16 protein-coding genes are annotated in these 19,818 nt (G+C 68.1%); 7 read left to right on the top strand and 9 right to left on the bottom strand.

What is annotated here, in order from left to right; genetic code table 11:
- Window positions 1–70: 70 nt before the first annotated feature.
- The 4 genes from F3087_RS33845 to F3087_RS33830 all read right to left on the bottom strand — a co-directional run bounded on the left by F3087_RS33845 (window position 71) and on the right by F3087_RS33830 (window position 4,062).
- Window positions 71–1,363, bottom strand: coding sequence for a dihydroorotase (locus F3087_RS33845; RefSeq protein ID WP_150406177.1), 1,293 nt, complete (start codon window positions 1,361–1,363; stop codon window positions 71–73).
- Complete coding sequence (locus F3087_RS33840) at window positions 1,360–2,316, bottom strand: aspartate carbamoyltransferase catalytic subunit (RefSeq protein ID WP_150406176.1); 957 nt, start codon at window positions 2,314–2,316, stop codon at window positions 1,360–1,362. The genes F3087_RS33845 and F3087_RS33840 overlap by 4 nt, the downstream gene beginning before the upstream one ends.
- 76 nt (window positions 2,317–2,392) lie before the next feature.
- Window positions 2,393–3,025 carry a bifunctional pyr operon transcriptional regulator/uracil phosphoribosyltransferase PyrR gene (pyrR, locus tag F3087_RS33835; protein ID WP_150406175.1) on the bottom strand — a complete coding sequence of 211 codons (633 nt, stop codon included), beginning with the start codon at window positions 3,023–3,025 and terminating at the stop codon, window positions 2,393–2,395.
- A gap of 179 nt (window positions 3,026–3,204) precedes the next feature.
- Window positions 3,205–4,062: an SAM-dependent methyltransferase gene (locus F3087_RS33830; RefSeq protein ID WP_223885552.1), complete on the bottom strand. Its 858-nt coding sequence runs from the start codon at window positions 4,060–4,062 to the stop codon at window positions 3,205–3,207.
- A gap of 104 nt (window positions 4,063–4,166) precedes the next feature.
- Here F3087_RS33830 and F3087_RS33825 point away from each other — a divergent pair, with 104 nt between their 5' ends.
- From F3087_RS33825 to F3087_RS33815, 3 genes are all read left to right on the top strand, one after another.
- Window positions 4,167–4,721: a TetR/AcrR family transcriptional regulator gene (locus F3087_RS33825; protein ID WP_150406174.1), complete on the top strand. Its 555-nt coding sequence runs from the start codon at window positions 4,167–4,169 to the stop codon at window positions 4,719–4,721.
- Window positions 4,722–4,777: 56 nt separating this feature from the next.
- The gene (locus F3087_RS33820) at window positions 4,778–5,404 is read left to right on the top strand and encodes an alpha-ketoglutarate-dependent dioxygenase AlkB (protein ID WP_150406173.1); all 627 of its coding nucleotides are present in this window, start codon (window positions 4,778–4,780) and stop codon (window positions 5,402–5,404) included.
- Between the two features lie 107 nt (window positions 5,405–5,511).
- Window positions 5,512–5,961 (top strand): SgcJ/EcaC family oxidoreductase, encoded by a 450-nt coding sequence (locus F3087_RS33815; RefSeq protein WP_150406172.1) that lies wholly within the window; start codon window positions 5,512–5,514, stop codon window positions 5,959–5,961.
- Between the two features lie 141 nt (window positions 5,962–6,102).
- Here the strand turns inward: F3087_RS33815 and F3087_RS33810 are convergent, their stop codons facing one another.
- Window positions 6,103–6,945: a hypothetical protein gene (locus tag F3087_RS33810; RefSeq protein ID WP_150406171.1), complete on the bottom strand. Its 843-nt coding sequence runs from the start codon at window positions 6,943–6,945 to the stop codon at window positions 6,103–6,105.
- 111 nt (window positions 6,946–7,056) lie between these two features.
- Here F3087_RS33810 and F3087_RS33805 point away from each other — a divergent pair, with 111 nt between their 5' ends.
- Both F3087_RS33805 and F3087_RS33800 read left to right on the top strand, forming a co-directional pair.
- Window positions 7,057–7,770, top strand: a complete 714-nt coding sequence (locus F3087_RS33805) for an HD domain-containing protein (protein WP_150406170.1) — start codon at window positions 7,057–7,059, stop codon at window positions 7,768–7,770.
- A gap of 86 nt (window positions 7,771–7,856) precedes the next feature.
- Window positions 7,857–8,669, top strand: coding sequence for a CPBP family intramembrane glutamic endopeptidase (locus F3087_RS33800; RefSeq protein WP_150406169.1), 813 nt, complete (start codon window positions 7,857–7,859; stop codon window positions 8,667–8,669).
- Between the two features lie 14 nt (window positions 8,670–8,683).
- Here F3087_RS33800 and F3087_RS33795 read toward each other — a convergent pair whose 3' ends face one another.
- Window positions 8,684–9,259, bottom strand: a complete 576-nt coding sequence (locus F3087_RS33795; RefSeq protein WP_150406168.1) for a TetR/AcrR family transcriptional regulator — start codon at window positions 9,257–9,259, stop codon at window positions 8,684–8,686.
- Between the two features lie 85 nt (window positions 9,260–9,344).
- Between F3087_RS33795 and F3087_RS33790 the strand changes: the two genes are divergently transcribed.
- The gene (locus tag F3087_RS33790) at window positions 9,345–10,325 is read left to right on the top strand and encodes a quinone oxidoreductase family protein (protein WP_223885551.1); all 981 of its coding nucleotides are present in this window, start codon (window positions 9,345–9,347) and stop codon (window positions 10,323–10,325) included.
- 371 nt (window positions 10,326–10,696) lie between these two features.
- On the opposite strand, the gene F3087_RS33785 is transcribed toward F3087_RS33790, so the two are convergent.
- The 3 genes from F3087_RS33785 to F3087_RS33775 all read right to left on the bottom strand — a co-directional run bounded on the left by F3087_RS33785 (window position 10,697) and on the right by F3087_RS33775 (window position 18,521).
- Window positions 10,697–11,929 carry an FAD-dependent oxidoreductase gene (locus tag F3087_RS33785; RefSeq protein WP_150406166.1) on the bottom strand — a complete coding sequence of 411 codons (1,233 nt, stop codon included), beginning with the start codon at window positions 11,927–11,929 and terminating at the stop codon, window positions 10,697–10,699.
- 163 nt (window positions 11,930–12,092) lie between these two features.
- Window positions 12,093–12,653, bottom strand: a complete 561-nt coding sequence (locus F3087_RS33780) for a DUF4334 domain-containing protein (RefSeq protein ID WP_150406165.1) — start codon at window positions 12,651–12,653, stop codon at window positions 12,093–12,095.
- A gap of 117 nt (window positions 12,654–12,770) precedes the next feature.
- A complete protein-coding gene (locus F3087_RS33775) occupies window positions 12,771–18,521 on the bottom strand; it encodes a WD40 domain-containing protein (protein ID WP_150406164.1) in 5,751 nt (1,916 codons plus the stop codon).
- A gap of 27 nt (window positions 18,522–18,548) precedes the next feature.
- Between F3087_RS33775 and F3087_RS33770 the strand changes: the two genes are divergently transcribed.
- On the top strand, window positions 18,549–19,805 hold the full coding sequence (locus F3087_RS33770) for an ArsB/NhaD family transporter (RefSeq protein WP_223885550.1): 1,257 nt from the start codon (window positions 18,549–18,551) through the stop codon (window positions 19,803–19,805).
- The last annotated feature ends 13 nt before the right edge of the window (window positions 19,806–19,818 follow it).

Here is a 19,818-nt window from a genome sequence, read left to right as displayed (position 1 = left end):
TTTACATCCGCAGCTCGACCGGTGACGGCCCTCCTGTTGTGCCTCCGTGCCCGTCGCTCGCACCGCGGGGTTACCCACCGGCCTTGCCCTCGCGGGCGGTTACCCGGCCCCTGAGCAACGTCGTTGTCACTCGGGCCGGGAACGTCATGTCCTCGAACGGCGTGTTGTTCGAGATGCTGGCCAGCTCGTTGGCGCGCACCGTCCAGCCTGCCTCGGGGTCGACCAGCGTCAGGTTCGCCGGCTCGCCGACCTCGATCGGCCTGCCGTGCTCGTCGAGCCCGACGATCGCGGCGGGCTGCTCGCTCATCACCCGGGCGACGCCGCGCCAGTCCAGCAGGCCGGGTTCGACCATGGTCTGCACGATGATCGACAGCGCGGTCTCCAGGCCGAGCATGCCGGGGCGGGCCGCGGCGAATTCGCAGCACTTGTCCTGTTCGGCGTGCGGGGCGTGGTCGGTGGCGACGCAGTCGATGATCCCGTCGGCCAGGGCCTGGCGCAGTGCGGCGGCGTCGGAGGCCTCGCGCAGCGGCGGGTTGACCTTGTTCACCGCGTCGTAGGTCTCCAGGCGCGAGTCGTCCAGCAGCAGGTGATGCGGGGTGACCTCGGCGGTGATCGAGATGCCTTGCGCCTTGGCCCATTTCACCAGCTCGACGGTGCCGGCCGTCGACGCGTGGCAGATGTGCACGCGCGCACCGGCATCGCGGGCGAGGATGGCGTCGCGGGCGACGATGGACTCCTCCGCGGCCCGCGGCCAGCCGGCCAGGCCGAGCCGGGCCGCGGTCGGACCCTCGTGCGCGACCGCGCCTTTGGTGAGCCGGGGCTCCTCCGCGTGCTGGGCGATGAGCACGCCGAGGGTGTTCGCGTATTCCAGCGCGCGGCGCATGAGCAGCGGGTCGTAGACGCAATGGCCGTCGTCGGAGAACATCCGCACCGCGCCGACACCGCTTGCCATGGTGCCCATTTCGGCGAGCTGCTTGCCTTCGAGACCGACGGTGACCGCGCCGACCGGGTAGACATCGACCAGGCCGACCTCCTGCCCGCGCCGCCACACGTGGTCGGTGACGACCACCGAGTCGGCGACCGGGCTGGTGTTGGCCATCGCGAACACCGCCGTGTATCCGCCCAATGCGGCTGCGGCGGAACCGGATTCGATGGTCTCGGTGTCTTCCCGGCCGGGCTCGCGCAGGTGCGTGTGCAGGTCGACGAAGCCGGGCAGCAGGATCTGGCCGTGCGCGTCGATGATCTCCGCGTCGTCGGCGCTGAGACCGGCGCCGATCTCCCGGATCACCCCGTCGGCGATCAGCACGTCGACCGGTTCGCCCTCACCGTAGATCCGGGCGCCCTTGATCAGAATGTCGCTCATGCCACCGCCTCCTGTGTACCGACCAGCAGCCGGAACAGGACGGCCATGCGCATGTGTACTCCGTTCGTCACCTGTTGCAAGATCGCGGCCTGCGCGGAATCGGCTACCGGCGAGGCGATTTCCATGCCGCGCAGCATCGGGCCGGGATGCAGGACCGCCGCGTGTTCGGACAGCAGGGCGAGCCTGCGTTCGGACAGTCCGTAGTTGATCGAGTATTCGCGGGGCGACGGGAAGAAGCCGCCGTTCATCCGCTCGGCCTGCACGCGCAGCATCATCACCGCGTCGGCGCCGGGCAATTCCGCGTCCATCGAGTGCGCGATCCGGGCCGGCCAGGCGTCGACGCCGACCGGCAGCAGGGTGCGCGGGGCGACCAGCACCACCTCGGCGCCGAGCGTGTTCAGCAGGAAGACGTTCGAGCGGGCGACCCGGCTGTGCAGGATGTCGCCGACGATGACGACCCGCTTGCCCTCGATGTCGCCGAGCCGCTGACGCAGGGTCAGCGCGTCGAGCAGCGCCTGGGTGGGGTGCTCGTGCGTGCCGTCGCCGGCGTTGATGATGGCCGGGCCGGAGCGACCGGACGAGACCGCCCAGGCGTCCAGCCAGCGCGCGATCTGGTGTGCCGCACCGGAAGCCGGGTGCCGCACGATCAGCGCGTCGGCACCCGCGGCGTGCAGGGTGAGCGCGGTGTCGCGCAGGGATTCGCCCTTGGAGACCGAGGAGCTGCTGGCGCTGACGTTGATCACGTCGGCGCTCATCCACTTGCCCGCGACCTCGAACGAGACCCTGGTGCGGGTGGAGTTCTCGTAGAAGACGGTCATCACGGTGCGGCCGCGCAGGGTCGGCAGTTTGTGTACCTCGCGGCCGAGGAGGGCCTGCTCGAAACGTTCGGCCTCGTCCAGCAACTCCGTCGCAGTAGCGCGATCCAAATCGCTAACCGTAAGCAGATGCCTCACAACTCCACCTCGCTGGCGCTCGGCTCCGTCGTTCGGCACAGGGCCGCTGTGTTTTTGGTTCGCTCGCTGCGCTCGCTCACGCTTCAGCCTCCTGACGCAGGTAAACGCCGTCGCGGCCGTCGTGTTCGGTGAGCAGGACCGAGATGTCTTCGGCGCGCGAGGTGGGCACGTTCTTGCCCACGTAGTCGGCCCGGATCGGGAGTTCGCGGTGACCGCGGTCGATCAGCACCGCGAGTTGCACGGCGCGCGGGCGGCCGAGGTCGCGCAGGCCGTCCAGCGCGGAGCGCACGGTGCGGCCGGAGAAGAGGACGTCGTCGATCAGTACGACCAGTGCGTCCTCGATGCCGCCCTCGGGGACCGAGGTGCGCTCCAGCGGACGGTGCGGCCGGGTGCGCAGGTCGTCGCGGTAGAGGGTGATGTCGAGCGAACCGAGGGCCGGGCGGACGCCGGAGAATTCCTCGATCTTGTCCGTGAGCCGCGCCGCCAGGGAGGTGCCGCGGGTAGGAATGCCGAGGAGTACGACGCGCGGATTACCCGGCTCGCCCGCGTCCAGCGCGGTCTTCTCGATGATCTGGTGCGCGATCCGCGCGATGGTCCGACTGACATCGGAAGCCGACAACAGCTCCCGCCCCGCCTCCACCCCCTCGGGGGTGTGTCGCTGCGATGTTTCGGCAGCGCCGGACTTGGCGGCCCGTTCGGGCACGGCCATGCCGACCTCCTTCCCCGCCTCACCGGACGGTCCGTTAAAGGATGTCTTACGGCAAGCAGCGTAACAGCGGTCGCAACCGGGCCTTCACCAGGTGTTGCGCGCTGTGAGCCGGGCCACGAGCGGCGGGGGGAGAGCGCGCATCACCGGCGTGTGCTGCGCGCGACTTCCACCGCGGGGTATCAGTCCCGCACGGCGACGATCAGGCCGACACCGGGATTGTGCTCGGCGGCGGGACGGGCGAACGGCGCGACGAGTTCGGCCCAGTCGCGGAAGGTGGTGTGCCAGCCGTGGTCTCGAAGCCACCGCTCGGCATCGGGCCCCAGTCCTCCGGGTCGGCGTTCCCCTTCCTCCCCCGCCCGGACCAGCCGCCGGAGTTCGCGGTATTCCGTACGGTTTTCGTCGACCGCGAACCGGATAAGGCCGAAACGACTTCCCGGAGCGGAGAGTTCGGACAAGGTCTCGCCGAGGCGCAGGGCGTCCGCGCGCGGCAGGTACGCGAGCACACCCTCGTCGACCCAGCACGTCGGGAGCTCCGGCCGGAAACCGTTCGCACGCAAGGCGGTTGCCCAATCCGCGCGCAGGTCGACGGCGACGGCGCTGCGGTCACAGGTCGGCACCGCCCGCACACCGGCCAGGATCGGCTCCTTGAACGCGAAGAGCTCCGGCAGGTCGAGTTCGAAGAACCGGATATCGGCCGGCAGCCCCATTCGGTATGCCCGCGTATCCAATCCCGCGCCGAGCACCACGACCTGCCGGCACCGCTGCGCCACCGCCTCGGCCACCTGGTCGTCGACCAGCCGGACGGAAACGGTCCGCCCTTCGAAGAACGCGGCGGCCAACGCTTCCAGCCGGGTCCACCGCTGCTCGCCGTCCTCGGTCGCGTGGAAACCGCGGCGCGCGGCCTCGACGAAAACCCGCGCCAGCGGATCGTCGTACAACCGATCCGCCCGCTCGGATTCCAGCACCCGGACCACGGCGACGCCGATCGCAGTCATCGCGACCCCCGCCATCGGTACTTCCGGTTTCGTTTCGGCCATCGTCCACTCCCTTTCTCCGAACTTTACTTGCCGCCCGGCTAGCTAATTGGGCTCGGCAGTGACGCTAGGCTTTACCTAGCCGGTCGTCAAGCAAAAGGAGCGTCATGGATCGCCGTCGCAGCGATATGCGCGAACGAATCCGTTCGGTGGCGATGGAGTTGTTCTCCGAGCGCGGCTACGAGAAAACCTCACTGCGCGAGATCGCCGAGCAGCTCGACGTGACCAAAGCCGCGCTCTACTACCACTTCCGCACCAAAGAGGACATCGTCGTCAGCCTGTCCGACGACCTGCGGCGCGGCATCGACGAGATCGTCACCTGGGCCGAGGCGACACCGCCGAGCCAGCAGCGGGCGCGCGAAATCCTCGACCGCTACGGCGAGCTGCTGCACGGCATCGGGCGCGGGATGGTGCGCTTCATGGCCGAAAACCAGCCCGCGTTCCGGGAACTCGGGATCAACGTGGGACTGCGTTATCAGTTCAAGGTGCTTGCCGATCTGATGACCGAACCCGACCGGACGCCGCAGGCCGTCTTTCACGCGCGCCAAGCACTGCTGACGATCAGCTGGAGCACGGCCATGATGGGCGATCTGCCGCTGAGCGACGACGAGTGCTACGCGGCGTCGGCCGAGATCGCGCGGGACATCCTCGCCAGGAACTGACCGCCACGTCCGTTTGCCGCTAGCACATACGTTCGATTGCGGGTAGATTCGCTGCCATGTCGACACCGCTGCAGGGCTCACTGCTCGACGGGTTCGGTGATACCGAATTCGGGTCGCTTCGTGCCGCGCGCCGCACGGTCCTCGAGCACGGGGCCTGGGTGGATGTGCTGCCCGGCTGGTTGTCCGGCGCCGACGCGCTGTTCGAGCGGCTGGTCGACGACGTGCCGTGGCAGGCCGAGCGGCGGCCGATGTACGACCGGGTGGTGGACGTGCCGCGGTTGCTGAAGTTCTACGCGGAGCACGAGCCGCTGCCCGATCCGATACTGGCGGACGCGCGCGAGGCGTTGAGCGAGCACTATCGGCGCGAACTCGGTGAGTCGTTTCGGACGGCCGGGCTCTGCTACTACCGCGACGGACAGGACAGTGTCGCGTGGCACGGGGACAACTTCGGGCGCGGGGCGACGCAGGACACGATGATCGCGATCGTCTCGATCGGTGCGCCGCGGGCGCTGTTGCTGCGGCCGCGTGGTGGCGGGGAAAGTATTCGCTACCAGGTCGGGCACGGCGATCTGCTGGTGATGGGCGGGTCCTGCCAGCGCACCTGGGAGCATGCGGTGCCGAAGACGCGCAAGCCGACCGGGCCGCGGATCAGCATCCAGTTCCGTCCGCGCGGCGTTCGCTGAACGACGGTCGCTCCCCGCGGGATGCGCGCCCTCGAGATCGAACTGTGAGCCAGGCGATACGGATCGACCTTGACCAGAACCATTGTTGAGGTTGGAAGCTGAAGAGCATGAGCGCAAAGACATTTCAGCCGCCGGTGGTCGGCGACACGTCCGTCGACCACACCGCGGATATCGCGGCCATCAAGCAGATCATCGGCAATGTCGAGACTGCTTACAACACCAACGACGCCGAACTGATGACCGCCGATTTCACCGCGAACGCCGCCGTCGTCAACGCGGTCGGCGCGCTGATGACCGGTCGCGACGCTTTGCTCGAAGCGAATCGACGCGGCCTGGCCGGCTTCCTGAAGAACGAGTACGTCCGCTACGAAGTCACCGACATCACCTTCCTCCGCCCCGACGTCGCCTTCGCCCACAAGGTCGCCCGCGCCACCGACGCCGAAGGCGAACTGATCGACCTCGACCACGCGATGATCGCCCTCTACGTCCTGATCAAGGAAAACGGCCGCTGGTGGACCGCCGCCAGGCAGAACACCTTGATCCCCCAAGCCGAATAACCGCACGTCCAATGCCCCAGCGCCGCAACATCTCCGAGGGGTGCGGCGCTAAGCCGTTGGACAAGTGATCATGGGGAACTGGTACCGGAAGGTTCCCGGCCGATACCAGTTCCCCATGATCTCGATACCGGAACGGTCGCGTCAGTTCGGCGCGGGCTCGGCGAGGCGGGGGAGCCTGTTGCGGCGCATTGCGGCGGCTTGGGACCAGATGGCGTGTTCGGTTTCTGCGGTGATCGGGCCGCGGTGGGTGGAGCCCAGGAGGTTGGTGCGGGCGCGGCGGGCGGTGGTGACCCGGCTGCGGTAGTGGCGGAAGATTTGGACTTCGCCGTTGTTTTCGGGGTAGTCGAGGTAGTGGTAGTCCATCCCGCAGTAGGCGTAGGTACCCAGGGTGGCGAGGCTTTGCGCCATTTCACGGAGTTGGTCGGCGGCGCCGAAAATGGTGATGAGGCCGCCGATTCGATCGATGCGGAGCCAGCCGGTGGGCGGGGGCGTGTAGTCGGTGGAGCGTTCGCCGAAATCTTTGGCGCGCCACGCCTCGAGCTCCGCGACCGCGTGGTTCAACCCGAAGGTCTGCCAGCGCACGGTGCCCGCAGGACGATCCCGCAACGGCAGCCGGCGGCGCAGCGCCGTCGCGGCCGCACGGGTGAACACCGTCAGCTCGGACGGGACCAGCACGATCGGGTCGGACGGCGCACCGTCGAACGGATTCGAATCCAGGTGCGCCGGATCGATCACGACGATCGTCCCCGGCCGCCGCTGATACGCCAGCCCCCACATCAGCCGCGCGAGCACCCGCGCCCCGCGCCAGTCGGACAGCACATGCCAGGTATCGTGAAAACGGTTGGTGGAGAAGCGGAAATCGCTGCCGGGTCGCAGGGTGACAACGGTGTACACCCGTCCGTCGAGCACCATCGTGCGCCGATGCAGTTTCAGCATCTCGTCGCTGGCCGAACCGGGTCGCGGCCGTTTGTGTTGCGCGGCCACGTTCACCTCCGATTCCTGCCTCGCGTGGCATTCAGGACACCACGGCCGGGCAATACCGGGCAACGGATTTTCCAGGCGACGCCGACGGCGCGTCGCCGTTAGATTGACTGCATGAGCAATCCTGGGGCGGGAGTCCTGTCCGTGATGCCGCTGCATACGATCAGCGAGGTCTACGGCGAGGCCGGTCTGCGCGAACGATTACTGCTGGAAATCGCGGACCTGCCGGACGTCGCCCGGGTCACCGCGGCCCTCGACCTGGCCACGGAATTACATCGCGACGATCGCTACGGCCGCGAACCGTACCTCAATCACCTACTGCGAGTGGCGATCCGGATCATCAGCCACTACAAGGTCGCGGACAGCGATCTGGTCGTCGCAGGTCTGCTGCACGATTCGGTGGAGGACCATCCGGCGGAATTGGCGGGCGATCGGCCGGGAACCCCCACCGAGGCCGCCCTCGCCGAACTCGCCGACCGTTTCGGCGAACGCGTCGCCGAACTGGTCGCGGCCGTCACCAATCCGGAACCGGACCCGTCGATAGACCGGCACCTGCAATACCGCGAGCACGTCGCCGCCGACCTCGAGCACGCCCCGTGGGCCAGGATCATCAAGCTGTCCGACTTCACCGACAACGGCGTCGGCATCCTTTACGCGACCGGTCCGGTCATGCACAAGCTAGCCACCAAGTACCGCCCGCTCACCGCCATCTACCGCGATCTGGTCACCCGCGCCGACACGCCGCTGGCCGACGACGTCAAACAGCACATCCTCGATCAACTCGACAGTGCGGACGAACGATTCGAGGCCATCCTCGACGACGACTGACCGGCGGTCGTCCTTTCGTATGACATCTGATCGACATCCCGGTCCGCGGGGTCGAACGAGCGCGCGCCGATGGCATCGTGGTGCGCATGCGACTTCGACGAACCGGCGACATCCTGCTGGCCGCGGGAATCCTGGTGTTCGTCGCCGCGATAGTGACGCTGATCTGGACGGGGCACACCGCGCTGCGCTACTCCGCCGACAACGACGACACCGTGCCGCTGTGGGTGATCTGCCTGACGGTGTTCGGCGGGCTGGCGGTCGCCTGGCTGGTGCCGCCGAAGCGGGACGACGAACTGTTGCCGAGCGATCCGCGAACGACGCGTCAGGCGTGGTGGTTGTTCGCGCTCGGCCTCGCCTTCGCCGTCGGCTACTACCTCTCCCCTGGCGGCGATACCTGGTTTCTCGGACTGAAACTCGCTCTGCTGCTTGCCATTCCACTGTTGTTCCGATTGGTCTCGTGGCGCGAATGGTATCGGGTGGACACCCGCGGTCGATGGCTTCGTCCCATGCCCGCGGTGCTTGTCTTCCTGGCGTTGTTCACGCTGTTCGGACATGAATACACCGGCGCGCGACCAGATCTGATCGCCCTTCTCGCGGTGTTCGTTCTGAACGCGATGCTGGAGGAGATCTTCTACCGAGTCTGGCTCCAGACCCGGTTGGAGGCGAGCTACGGTCGCTGGCCCGCCATCGTGCTGAGCGCGTTGCTGTACGCGGCGTGGCACGTAACCATCCACGGCGGCAACGGTTTCGGCATCGACCTCGCCACCACCCTCGTCCACCTCGGCGGCTACGGCCTCTTCCTCGGCTACCTGTGGTCGCGATATCGAAATCCCTGGCTGCTCTTCCTCGTTCACGGGATCATCAACGCGCCGATTCCGATGCTTGCCGCAATGTGGTGACGGCTCAGTCGCTTTCAGGGCGTGCGCAGTACCGATTCGACCAGTTCGCGCACCGCGTCGAGCAGCCGATCGGTCTCGCCGGAACGCACCATCCTTTGCACCAGCTCGCCGCCGATCGCGCTGAGCAGCAGTCTGCCCACCACTTCGGCGTCGAGATCGGGCCGCGCCGCACGCAGTAGCGCGGTGATGTGGTTGTCCCAGAACGCGTGGAACTCCCCGGTGCGCGGATGCGGCGGCTCCGTGCGGTACGCGACCATGAGCTCCGAGTTCGCGATCACCAGCCGCGTCATCGCGTCGAAGTAGGCGAGCAGCCGCGCACCGGCCAGCGCGCCGGGCCCCAACGGCGGCGGACCGTTCGTGATCGCGTCCATCAGCGTGAGCGCGCTCTCCTCGACCAGCTCGTGCAGCAGCCCGGCACGGTTGCCGAAGCGGTGAAAGATGGTGCCCTTCCCGACCCCCGCCGCGGCGGCGACCCGGTCCATGGTGATCGCCTCGGCGCCGTGTTCGGCGAGCAGCGCGGTCGTCGCGTCGAGAATCGCCCGCCGATTGCGCGCGGCGTCGGCCCGTTCCTTCGGACGCCCGTCGGTCATCGCACCCGCTTTCGTTGACAACTTGACCGCCGGTCCATATCGTTGCGGAAGCAACTGGACCAGCAGTCAACTTATGGAGTTCATGATGAAGGCAATCGTAATGACGGCGACCGGTGGCCCCGAGGTACTGGTCCTGCAGGAGGTCCCGGAGCCGCAGCCCGGGCCGGCCGACGTGGTGATCCGCGCCGAGGCGATCCCCGTCCTGTTCCCGGAGACCAAGCTGCGCTCCGGCGAGTTCCCGCTCGGCGTCGAGCCGCCGCTGGTCTTCGGCTTCCAGGCGGTGGGAGTGGTGACCGAGGTGGGCGCGGACGTCGATCCGGCGCTGCTCGGCCGCCGAGTTGCGGTGGCCACCATGGGTTTCGGCGCATACGCCGAATACGTCAGCGCACCAGCCGATTCCGTCACCCCGATCCCAGACGGCCTGTCCTCGGTGGACGCGGCCGCGGTCCTGATGAGTGGCTCGGTGGCCCTCCCCTTGCTGGAAACCGCCGCCCTCACCGGCACCGAAACGGTCCTGATCGAGGCCGCCGCAACCGGAATCGGCAGCTACCTCACCCAGCTCGCCAAGGAGTACGGCGCGGCCCGCATCATCGCCACCGCAGGCGGTCCCGCGAAGATCGAACAGGCCCGCAAACTCGGCGCCGACGAGGTCATCGACCACAACAACCCCGACTGGCCCACCCACCTCCGCGAAACCCTCAGCGGCACAACCCTCGACGTAGTCTTCGACGCCATCGGCGGCCCCACCGCTCTCGACCTCCTCGACACCATGACACCCCTACGCGGCCGAATGCTCAGCTACGGCTGGCTCTCCGGCACCCCCGCCCAACTCTCCGCCACCGACCTCATCACCCGCGGCCTAACCCTCACCGGCTGCGCCGGCCCCACCTGGCTAGCCCGAGTAGCCGAAGCCCGCCCCACCACCCTCACCCAAGCCGCCACCGGCACCCTCACCCCCTCGATCGAAGCCGTCCTCCCCCTCGACCAAGCCGCCCACGCCCACCAACAAATCGAAGCCCGCACCCCACTAGGCAAGTACATCCTCCAGCCAAACCCCACCGACTAACCAAACACCCAGCCGCGCACCGAATCCCAACCCACACGACACCGCCACCTGCTTCGTACGCACCGGCACCGACCACGCCCGGCACAGCTCGGCACCACCCATCGCGGCCCAGAGCCGTGCGGCGCACTGCAATCCGGTACACGACACCAGACCGCTAGCTGCGTGCGCGAACCGGTTCAATTCATCCGCTGCGGTGCGGCCCGGCCGCCGACTCCTGCCGGGGCGCACTGCGCAGCCCGCGACCGCCTAGACACTCTGCCGCGCAACAACTCTCCGCACGATTGAAGCTGCCGCACACCTTCTGATCTGCCGCAGATCGAATCGCATGCCATTTGGTGTGCGGCAGGTCAGAAGGTGTGCGGCTGGGTGGGTCAGGATGGGCGGCGGGCGAAGGTGGGGGCGTGTTCGGGGCGGATGCCGCGGGCTACCAGGAATGGGGGGACGCTGCGGAGGATCGGTATTCGACGGAGGATGCGGACCGGGAAGGGGGCCTGGGGGGAGTTGGCGATGTTGATGCCGCCTTCTAGGGCGGGGCGGATGACGCGGGTGTGCAGAATGCGTTGCATGCCTTGGGTTACCGCAGTGGGGAGGGTGCGGCGGCGTTGGACCTCGGCCAGGTCGCGAGTGCTGACGGTGTGCGAGAGGAGCGGGGCGGCAAGGATTCTCGCGGCGGCGACGGCGTCTTGCACGGCCAGGTTGATGCCGACGCCACCGACCGGGGACATGGCGTGCGCGGCGTCGCCGATGCAGAGCAGTCCGCCGGTGTACCAGGTGGTCAGGCGGTCGAGCTGGACGTCGAGCAGTTTCACCTCGTCCCAGCTGGTGAGGGTGTCGACGCGGTCTTTCAACCACGGCGCGGAATCGGCCATGGTGCGCATGATCTCGCCGACCGGTCCGCGCCGCGCCACCTCGTCGGCGCCCTTGGCGATGAGGGTGGCGCACTGCCAGTAGTCGCCGCGGTCGAGTAGCACCGCGGCCCGGTGCGCGGCGACGATCGGTACCGCGCCCGCGGGGTCGATCTCGGTGCGCGGCAAGCGGAACCACCACACATCCATCGGCGTCGGCCAGCTCCGTGTCGCCAGTTCCGCGGCGCCGCGCAGCACCGAACCACGCCCGTCACAGGCAACGGTGAGATCGGCACGGATCTCGCCGCTCGCACCGTCTGCGGTCCGATAGCTGACCCCGGCGACTTTGCCGTCGGACCAAACCAGATCGGTCGCTTCGGTTTTCATCCGCAGATGGAAGCTCGGCTCTTGTTCAGCGGCGCGCGCGAGCAGGTCGAGCAGGTCCCACTGCGGCACCATGGCGATGTACTTGTGCTTGCCGGGAAGATCTTTCAACGAGACGAAGGTCTGCAACCCGTTGGCGGTCGCCAGCTGCACCTGATCCAGTTTGCGCGCACCCAGTTTCGCGAATTCCGCACCCAACCCGAGCTCGTCGAGCAGGTCCAAGGTCGTGGGATGCACTGTGTCACCACGGAAGTCGCGCAGGAAGTCCTTGTGTTTCTCCAGCACGGTCACGTCGACCCCGGCGCGGGCGAGCAGCAATCCGAGGATCATTCCGGCGGGACCACCCCCGACCACCAAGCATGTCGTCTGTTCCATCGACTGCCCTCCTCGGTCACTGTGCCGCAGCAGGTATCGCCAGTACTAAGAATTCTACGCTTGTTGAATTCTACGCCCGCCTACCGTGTACTGGGCCGAGATCGGCTGTCCCGAGCCGGAATCCGGAACAGCCCAGGCCTCCACCACTCGCGAAATGCCTGGATCAGGAAGCAGTGTCCTGCCGCAGAACGAAGACATACGGCTCAGCCAGCCCGCGCATATCCATCACGCCGAGCAGCGTCTGCTCGTCGACCCGCCGGAAGTGATCGATGATCGGCAGCTGGTCGTAGATCATCGCGGCACTGACCACTCCGCGATACTCCACATTCCGCAAACGCGCTGTCGGCCTCTGCGTTTGGAACGCGAACCGCAGATAGCCGAGCGCCTTCTTACTCGCCCGCACGCCGGCCATCGGAATCCGCCCCGCGAGCCCGAGCGGCACTCGACGCGGATCGACCGGAAAGACAACCCCATCGACGGCGAACAGCAACGGATGCACGGTATCCGGGTCATCGAACTGCTTGCCATACCAGCCCGACGCGACCAGCACCCCCGCGAACGGATGCCCGGTATCGAGTTCATCGCCCCGCCAGCGCCCGGTCGTGATCTCGGCGACCGGAACCGCGGGCAAGCTGTCGAACAACGCCAACGCCTGCTCCGCCGTGCAGCGCCGAGCCCGCAGCGCCGCCAGCTCAGCCGCGCCCGACCCGCTCGTCTCCACCATGCTCGATCTCCTCGCTGAGGCAACAGTGCAACAACGACACTATCTCTATCTCAGCACCTCGGCCCGGCGCACCCGTCCCACTGCACAAATCGCCCTGCACCTCGCCTGCGCCAGCTCCTAGAACGGCGCATCCAAAGGCAGCTGCGCCACCTCCGCCAGGTACGGGTCCAGTTCGCCGGATTCGAATCGGGACATGCCGATCACGTGCCAGAACTGGCCCGCCGTGTTCCCTTCGAACTTGTAGCGGCCGTCGGGAGCCAAGGCCGCCCAGCCTTCCGGCAGGCCCAGCAGCTCCGCGCGGATGGTCGGCGCGGTGTCCGCATCCGGATAGTCGCCGCCGGGAACCGACCAGAGGATGGTGTTGCCGTCGTCGCCTCCGCTGGCGAGCAGCCGGCCGGACGGATGAAAGGCCAGCGACCAGACCTGTCGCTTGTGGCCCTCCATGGTGTGCAGGTGACGCCCCGTGGCCATGTCCCACAGGCGAACCACCAGGTCCTCACCGCCGGTGGCGAGGATCCCGCTCTGCGGGTCGACCGCCGCCGCCCACAGCCGCCCGGTGTGCCGGGTGAGCTCGTGCAGGCTCGCGCCGGACTCGACCTCCCAGATCCGCACCGTCATGTCCCAGGAGACGCTGGCCAGCCGGTCACCGTTGAAGACCACCGCGTACACCCGGTCGCGGTGACCGGTGAATTCGCGCAGCAGCCTGCCGGATTCGACGTCCCACAGCCGGACCACGGAATCGTCGCAGCCGGTGGCCATCAGCGAGCCGTCCTCGTTGAACTCGATGGACCGCACCCGCCCGTGATGCTCCGCGCACACCATGTGCAGCGCGCCGGTGGTGCGCGACCAGATGATGACCGTGTCGTCATCGTTCGCCGTCGCCACGTATTGATCGGTGGGATCGAAGGCGATCGCCCAGACCGGCGCGGCCTCGACATTGATGTGCCGCTGGAACATTCCGGTATCGAGGTTGAGCAGGCTCAACCGGCCGTCGTTGCCGACCACCGCGAGCTGCTGCGGTTGTTTCCGGCTGAACAGCGCCGACTCGAACGTGACCAGCCGGTCCTCGCTGCCAACGAGACGTCGAATCTGCTTGGCCGTAACCGGATCCCACAGCCGTACCACGCCGTCGTTACCACCGGCGGCCAACAGCGTGCCGTCCGCGTTGAACGTCACCGACCGCACCTGCCGACCGTGCCCCGTGAGCACATGCCGGCACGCACCCGATACGGGATCCCAGAGCCGCGTGGTGAATTGGTCGTCGGTGACCGCGAGCTGCCCGCCGTCCGGCCGGAACGCGAACGGCCAGATCGATCCGGTGTGCGCGGTGATCCGGTGCCGCAGTTCGCCGGTCGCGCTGTCGCGCAGGCAGAGCAGGCCGGCGCTGTCGCCCGAGGCGAGCAGATCGCCGCTGGGATCGAAGACCACCCAGTAGAGGGCGGCGTTGTGATCGGACGGCGCGTACTTCGCCTCCCCGGTCTCGACATCCCAGATGCGCAGTCCCCCATCGGTATCCCCGCTGGCCAGCAGCGGCAGCCGAGGATGGAAGGCCAGCGTGTACACCCGCCCGGTGTGGCCGGGCAGTTGCCGGATCAGCTCGCACCGCACCGGATCCCACAGCGCCACCATGCCGCGGACATCGCCGACCGCCAGCAGATCCCCCGCCGGATTGAACACGACCCGGAACACGGCCCCGCTCGCGCCGACGAATTCGCCTCGCTCGCGCCCGCTTTCGACGTCCCACAGCCGAACCACCCCGTCGCGGTAGGCCGCGGCGACGACGCCCTCGTGAATTGCCAAGCTGAAGATCAGCTCTCGGCTACCATTGGCGGGCGCGCATTCGTGCAGCAGGTCACCGCTCGGCAGCGACCACAGCCGCAGCATCCCCTGCGCGTCGCCGGTGGCCAGCAGATCACCCGTGCGGTTCAGCGTGACCGGCCACGGCCATTCGCTGTGCCCGTGCAGGATTCGGCGCAGTTCGCCGGTCTCGACATCCCAGATGCCGACGGTGCCGTCGCTGGAACCACTGACCAGCACGGTATCGGTGTAGGCGATCGCGAACGAACGATTGCGATGCCCCTGCAAGGTACGCAGCGGCAGCCCGGTTTCGGTGTCGCAGATCAGCACTCCGCCGTCGTCGCTGCCGATGGCCAGGGTGCCGCCGTCGGGGCTGTAGGCCAGTGGCTGCGGCAGTCTGCCGTGCCGAGCGTGGAACCCGTGCCGGACTCCGATGGAGGCCGGGGCGAATTCGGTTCTCGCCACCGAACCGGGCACCCACGCCGCACCGCGCAGATCGGTGCCCGCCGGGGTACCGATGACGTCGAGCAGCGCCGCGCGCTCCCAGCGGCTTCCGGTGGCGCGGGTCCCGGTCAGATCCGTGTGAGCCAACCGCGCCCTGGTGAAATCGGCGTCGGTCAGGTCCGCGCCGACCAGGCTCGCCTCGTCCAACCGCGCACCGACCAGCCGAGCGCCGTGCAGCACCGCACGATCCAGGTTCACCCCGACCAACCGCGCGCCGGTCAGATCCGCACCAGTCAGGTCGACCTGCTGCATGTCGCGATAGGACAGATCCTCGCCGATCAGGATCGCGCCGCGCAGATCGGCGGTCGGCGCGGTCCGCAGCCGGGTGGTGAGCCGAATCGCGTTGGTCCGCGAGACCTCGTCGGCGGCCGGGTCGTCCAGCACACCGTCGGCCCAGATGCGCGCGATCCGGACATCGGCGAGGTCGCAGAGGAAGTCGATGGACAGCTGGGACAGCGGCGCGTGCGCGAGCTGCGGCGGCGCGGCGATGCCCGCGGCGAACTGCTCGGCGATGTGGTTGGCCACCAACCATTCCGGCACCGACGAGTGGATGAACCCGAACAGGTTGTCCTCGGTCCGAACCAGCAGACTGCCGGAGCCGATGGCGTGCGCGGACTGCTGCACCGACATCCGGTTGGCCCCGGTCATCTCCACCAAACTCTGTGCCACCTCGGTCAATTCGGCCAGCCGCAGATACGGCTCGCCGGTCTCCCAGATGCGCAACGCGAATTCGGTGACCGCGAGCCACAATTCGTGCAGGCCGAGCCCGGGCAGCGAACCCGCGGTCGCCGCGGTGCGATCCGTCTCGTAGGACAACCAGGATTCGAGAATCTCCCGGTACAGCCCGGCCGCGCCGACGGCCTGTTGCGCGCCCGCCGCGGCCCGCAACCGCCGCTCGTCCAGGTCGGCGATGAAGCTGAGCATGCGCGGATTCTGGGCCAGCCCGAGCAGATCCTCGATCCCGGTGATCAGCCGCATCCTGGCGTCGGCGCGGTGCACGTCGCCGCCGTAGCGGTTGGTGAGGAAGGCGTGCACCTGGGCCGGCGCGAAGTCTTCGATATTGAGGATCTGCCGGTCCTGAAGCAGCCCGACCCGCTCCCCCAGCGCGGTGAGCACCTGGGCCCGCGACTCGAAATGCTGTGTGCGGCTTGCCACCACGATCTTCGCCTTGCCGACCGCCGCCTGCAGCAGCGTTTCCAGGTGGTCGGCGGCGAATTCGTAGCTGATCCGGGTGACGAGTTCGTCGAAGCCGTCGAACAGCAGCACCACCCGGCCCTCGCGGAGCATGTAGCGCAACGCTTTCAGGTCGATCCGGTCCTCGCCGTGATTGGCCAGGTGCGCGGCGACCAGGGCGTCCACCGAATGGGTCTTGTCCAGCGTGCGCAGGTCGATCAGGATCGGGATCAGCACGGGCATGGATTCGGTGATGCGCCGGGCCAATTCGTGCAGCGCGAAGGTCTTGCCGCGCCCGAAATCGCCGAGCACCAGGACGAATCGGCCGTGATCGGCGGCGACCAGGCGGAGCAATTCGGCGACGAGATCGTCGTGGACGGATTGATCGCCGTGTTCGAGCGCCCGGAAGCGTTGCGGCACATAAAGATCCGGCGGATAACGCCGGTCGGTGCGCAACCGCTCGACCTGCTTGGCGAGGTAGTCCTCCAGATCGAGCAGGCCCTGGAATTCGGTGAAGCTGCGCACCCGCAGGCCGTGGCTGGCGGCCTCGTCGCGCAGCGAACGCGGCGGCGGCGCACCCCGATAGACCAGCTCCGAGCCGTATTCCGGGTCCAGGCCGAGGAATTCCTCGACCACCTGCCTGGTCATATCGCCGACGTGCACGCCGACCCGCCACTGTGCGGTCACGTCGTCGCGCTGATGGGTAATGAACAGATGCGGCGGCTCGGACTCGACACGGCGAATCCTGGCCTCCGGATACCGGGTCTCGCACACCTCGGCGACCCGCTCCAGCAGGCGGCCGTGCGGGTCGACAATGGCGGGGGTCTCGGTGACCGGATCGTCGGGTTCATCGGGACCGGTCAGCTCGGGCAACGTGTTCGAGGCCAGTGCCGCAACCGCATTCGCCCACGGCGCGGTCAGCCGCGCGGTGGGTTCCGCGGATTGTGCTGCGGTGGCGGAATATCGGGAGAGGCCCTCGGTGGTCAGGTGGATGATCTCGTCGCGCCCCGCGGCGCCCGCGGGGATGACCGGCAGCCTGCCGTCGAGCCGATCCAGGTGCGGCCCACCGGGACCCGGTCCGTGCAGCAGCAGATTCAACCGGCCGCCGAGCAGTCGCGACAACGTGTCCGCGTCCCGCAGCAGAGCCGGATCACGCGGCGAAGCGGCCGGACCGGGCAGCGGGTCGTGCCGGACCACACCGAGCCGCAACCAGCCGTTCTCCTCGAACGGACGCAGACGCTCGGCGAACCACGCCGCCTGAGGTTCGCCGATCCGCCCGTAATCGTCGTCCGGCAGGTGCGTCGCGGCCATGGTCGAGTTCAAACCCGCGACCACCACCCGCAATTCGGGAATCGGGAACAGCGTCCACGGCTGCCCGACATCGAACACCAGATGGTCGAGCCCCTGATACAACTCGGCGAACAGCCGCGCGTACTGCTCCAGCTTGGGGAAGTACGGCGGCTGCGGTTTACGGTCGCGCGCTTCACAATTCAGGAAGTAGGCGTGACACGCGACCTTGGAGACGTCGTGGTTGCCGGGCACCACGATCAGCCGGTCGGGTTCGAGTCCGAGCAGCACGCGCAGCCCGGTCAGGAAGGTCAGCGCCTCGTCCACCTCGCGCGGGCGGCCGGATTCGGTCAGATCGCCGGTCACCACGATCAAATCGGGTTTCGGCACACCCTGCCCGACCAGCTGGGTCACGTTCGCATAGATCCGCGCCTGCAACTCGCGCGCGGTACTCGGCTCGTCGGACGCGAACAAGCCGCGACCGAACCGCGGACCGGCCACGTGCAGCACGCTCACCCCGGAGCGGTGCTCGTCGCGCTGCGTGCCGCCCGGAAACGCCGGTGCCGCAACGGGAGTGCGCCGGTTCAGCGGAGACTCGACGGGCCCCGCCTGCTCCTCGTCGCCGTAGCGGTCCGGTAGCGCGCCGGTCCCGAGTTCGTTCGGGAATCGCGGTTCCTGCTGCGGTTTGCCTCGACCGGCGAGCAGGTGCCGCACCCGTTCCATGAGGATGCGCCGGGCTTCCTCGTCGGTCGGCACGTCCACCAGATCGATGTAGGTGAGGGTGGCGAGCAGCCCCTCCAGCGCGCAGTCGGCGATCCGGATCGGCAGCAGCTTGCCCGGATCGGTGCGGAACGCGGCCTGCCATTCCATTGTCCCGTAACGCGATTGGAGGTAGTTATCGGAGAGCACCGCGAGCACCACGGCCGAATCGCGCACGCCGCGATCCATGAAGTCGATGAAGTTGGTGCCCGGCACGAAGTCCCAGGCCTGGATCAGGGTGCGATAGCCGGCGCTCTCCAGTTGCCAGGCGAGCCAGGTCGCCCACCGCTCGTCCGCCGGGGAATAGCTGATGAAGAAGTCCCGTGCCCGCCCGCCCTGCTGTGTCACGCCCCCAGTATGGCCTAGGCCAATAACATGGCAGGCGTGCCAGAACAGGTCGACTCCGCCGAACGGAACTCCCCGCCGAGCGCCACCACGCCCCGCTGGGGGTTGAGTGTGCTGGACTGGGTCCGCATCGGGCTGCTGCTCGCCGGGCTGTTGTGCGTGCTCACGGGCCTGCTGCCGCGCGCAGAGGCGGCCGACAACATGCGCCGGATCGGGCCGCTGCTGCTGTTCCTTGGCAGCGTGATCGTGCTGGCCGAGCTGACCCGGCAGGCCAAGGTGTTCGACGTGATCGCGCACCGGCTGGCCATTCTCGGGCGGGGTTACTATCCGGCGCTGTTCGTGCTGTGCGTGTTGTTCGCGTCGGCGACCACGATCCTGTTGAACCTCGACACGACGGCGGTGTTGATCACCCCGGTCATGCTCGCGCTGGCGGTGCCCGCGCGGATCCCGCCGCTGCCGCTGGCCATGACCACCGTCTGGCTCGCCAATACCGCCAGCCTGCTGCTGCCGGTGTCGAACCTGACCAATCTGCTTGCCGCCGACCGGGTTGCGCTGACCGCGACCGAGTTCGCCGCGAAAATGTGGGCGCCTCAGCTCGTTTCGCTCGTGGCGACGATGCTGTGCCTCTGGGTCTGGTACTGGCGGCGCGGACGGCGCGACACCGACCGCTACCTGCCGCCGGAGCCGGTCCGGCCGGAGAACTCGAAAGAGCGGGTGCTGCTCTACACCACGGCGGCCGCCTGCCTGCTGTTCATCGTCGCGATTCCGTTCGTCGGCAACCGGATCGGCATCGCCGCGACCGTCGCCGCCGCCATCGCGGTGCTCGCGTTCGCCGTCTTCGACCGTTCATCGCTGCGGTTCGCGCTGATCCCCTGGCGGCTCTTGGTTTTCGTCGTCGGCCTGTTCCTGGTGGTGCCCACGCTCGGCCGGCTCGGCCTCTCCGATCTGATGCACACGCTGATCGGCTCCGATTCCGGTGCGGCAGGCGCGTTCCGGGCGGCCGGCGCGGGCGCCACGCTGTCGAACATCGCCAACAATCTGCCCGCCTACACCGCGGGCGAGGCGGTCGTGCCGCCGGAAAACCACAACCAGCTCTTGGCCTTGCTCATCGGCACCAACATCGGCCCGATCGTCACCCCGTGGGCCTCCCTCGCGACCCTGCTCTGCCTGGAGTTCTGCCGCACCCACGGCGTGCGCGTTCCGATGCTCCGATTTGTGCTGACCGGCCTGGGACTCGCCGTAATCGGCACTACCGGCGCGGTCGCGGCGCTGCTTATCATCGGATAAGGCCGTGCGGGAG

The sequence above is a fragment of the Nocardia colli genome (assembly GCF_008704205.1).
GTDB lineage: Bacteria > Actinomycetota > Actinomycetes > Mycobacteriales > Mycobacteriaceae > Nocardia > Nocardia colli.
This window is presented reverse-complemented; position numbering and strand designations above follow the sequence as displayed.

Bases quoted from the DNA above. Each gene is read 5' to 3' on its own strand.
- F3087_RS33845 (WP_150406177.1), bottom strand. From the start codon at position 1,363: ATGAGCGACATTCTGATCAAGGGCGCCCGGATCTACGGTGAGGGCGAA.
- pyrR (WP_150406175.1), bottom strand. From the start codon at position 3,025: ATGGCCGTGCCCGAACGGGCCGCCAAGTCCGGCGCTGCCGAAACATCG.
- F3087_RS33830 (WP_223885552.1), bottom strand. From the start codon at position 4,062: ATGGCCGAAACGAAACCGGAAGTACCGATGGCGGGGGTCGCGATGACT.
- F3087_RS33825 (WP_150406174.1), top strand. From the start codon at position 4,167: ATGGATCGCCGTCGCAGCGATATGCGCGAACGAATCCGTTCGGTGGCG.
- F3087_RS33820 (WP_150406173.1), top strand. From the start codon at position 4,778: ATGTCGACACCGCTGCAGGGCTCACTGCTCGACGGGTTCGGTGATACC.
- F3087_RS33815 (WP_150406172.1), top strand. From the start codon at position 5,512: ATGAGCGCAAAGACATTTCAGCCGCCGGTGGTCGGCGACACGTCCGTC.
- F3087_RS33805 (WP_150406170.1), top strand. From the start codon at position 7,057: ATGAGCAATCCTGGGGCGGGAGTCCTGTCCGTGATGCCGCTGCATACG.
- F3087_RS33800 (WP_150406169.1), top strand. From the start codon at position 7,857: ATGCGACTTCGACGAACCGGCGACATCCTGCTGGCCGCGGGAATCCTG.
- F3087_RS33795 (WP_150406168.1), bottom strand. From the start codon at position 9,259: ATGACCGACGGGCGTCCGAAGGAACGGGCCGACGCCGCGCGCAATCGG.
- F3087_RS33790 (WP_223885551.1), top strand. From the start codon at position 9,345: ATGAAGGCAATCGTAATGACGGCGACCGGTGGCCCCGAGGTACTGGTC.
- F3087_RS33785 (WP_150406166.1), bottom strand. From the start codon at position 11,929: ATGGAACAGACGACATGCTTGGTGGTCGGGGGTGGTCCCGCCGGAATG.
- F3087_RS33780 (WP_150406165.1), bottom strand. From the start codon at position 12,653: ATGGTGGAGACGAGCGGGTCGGGCGCGGCTGAGCTGGCGGCGCTGCGG.
- F3087_RS33770 (WP_223885550.1), top strand. From the start codon at position 18,549: ATGGCAGGCGTGCCAGAACAGGTCGACTCCGCCGAACGGAACTCCCCG.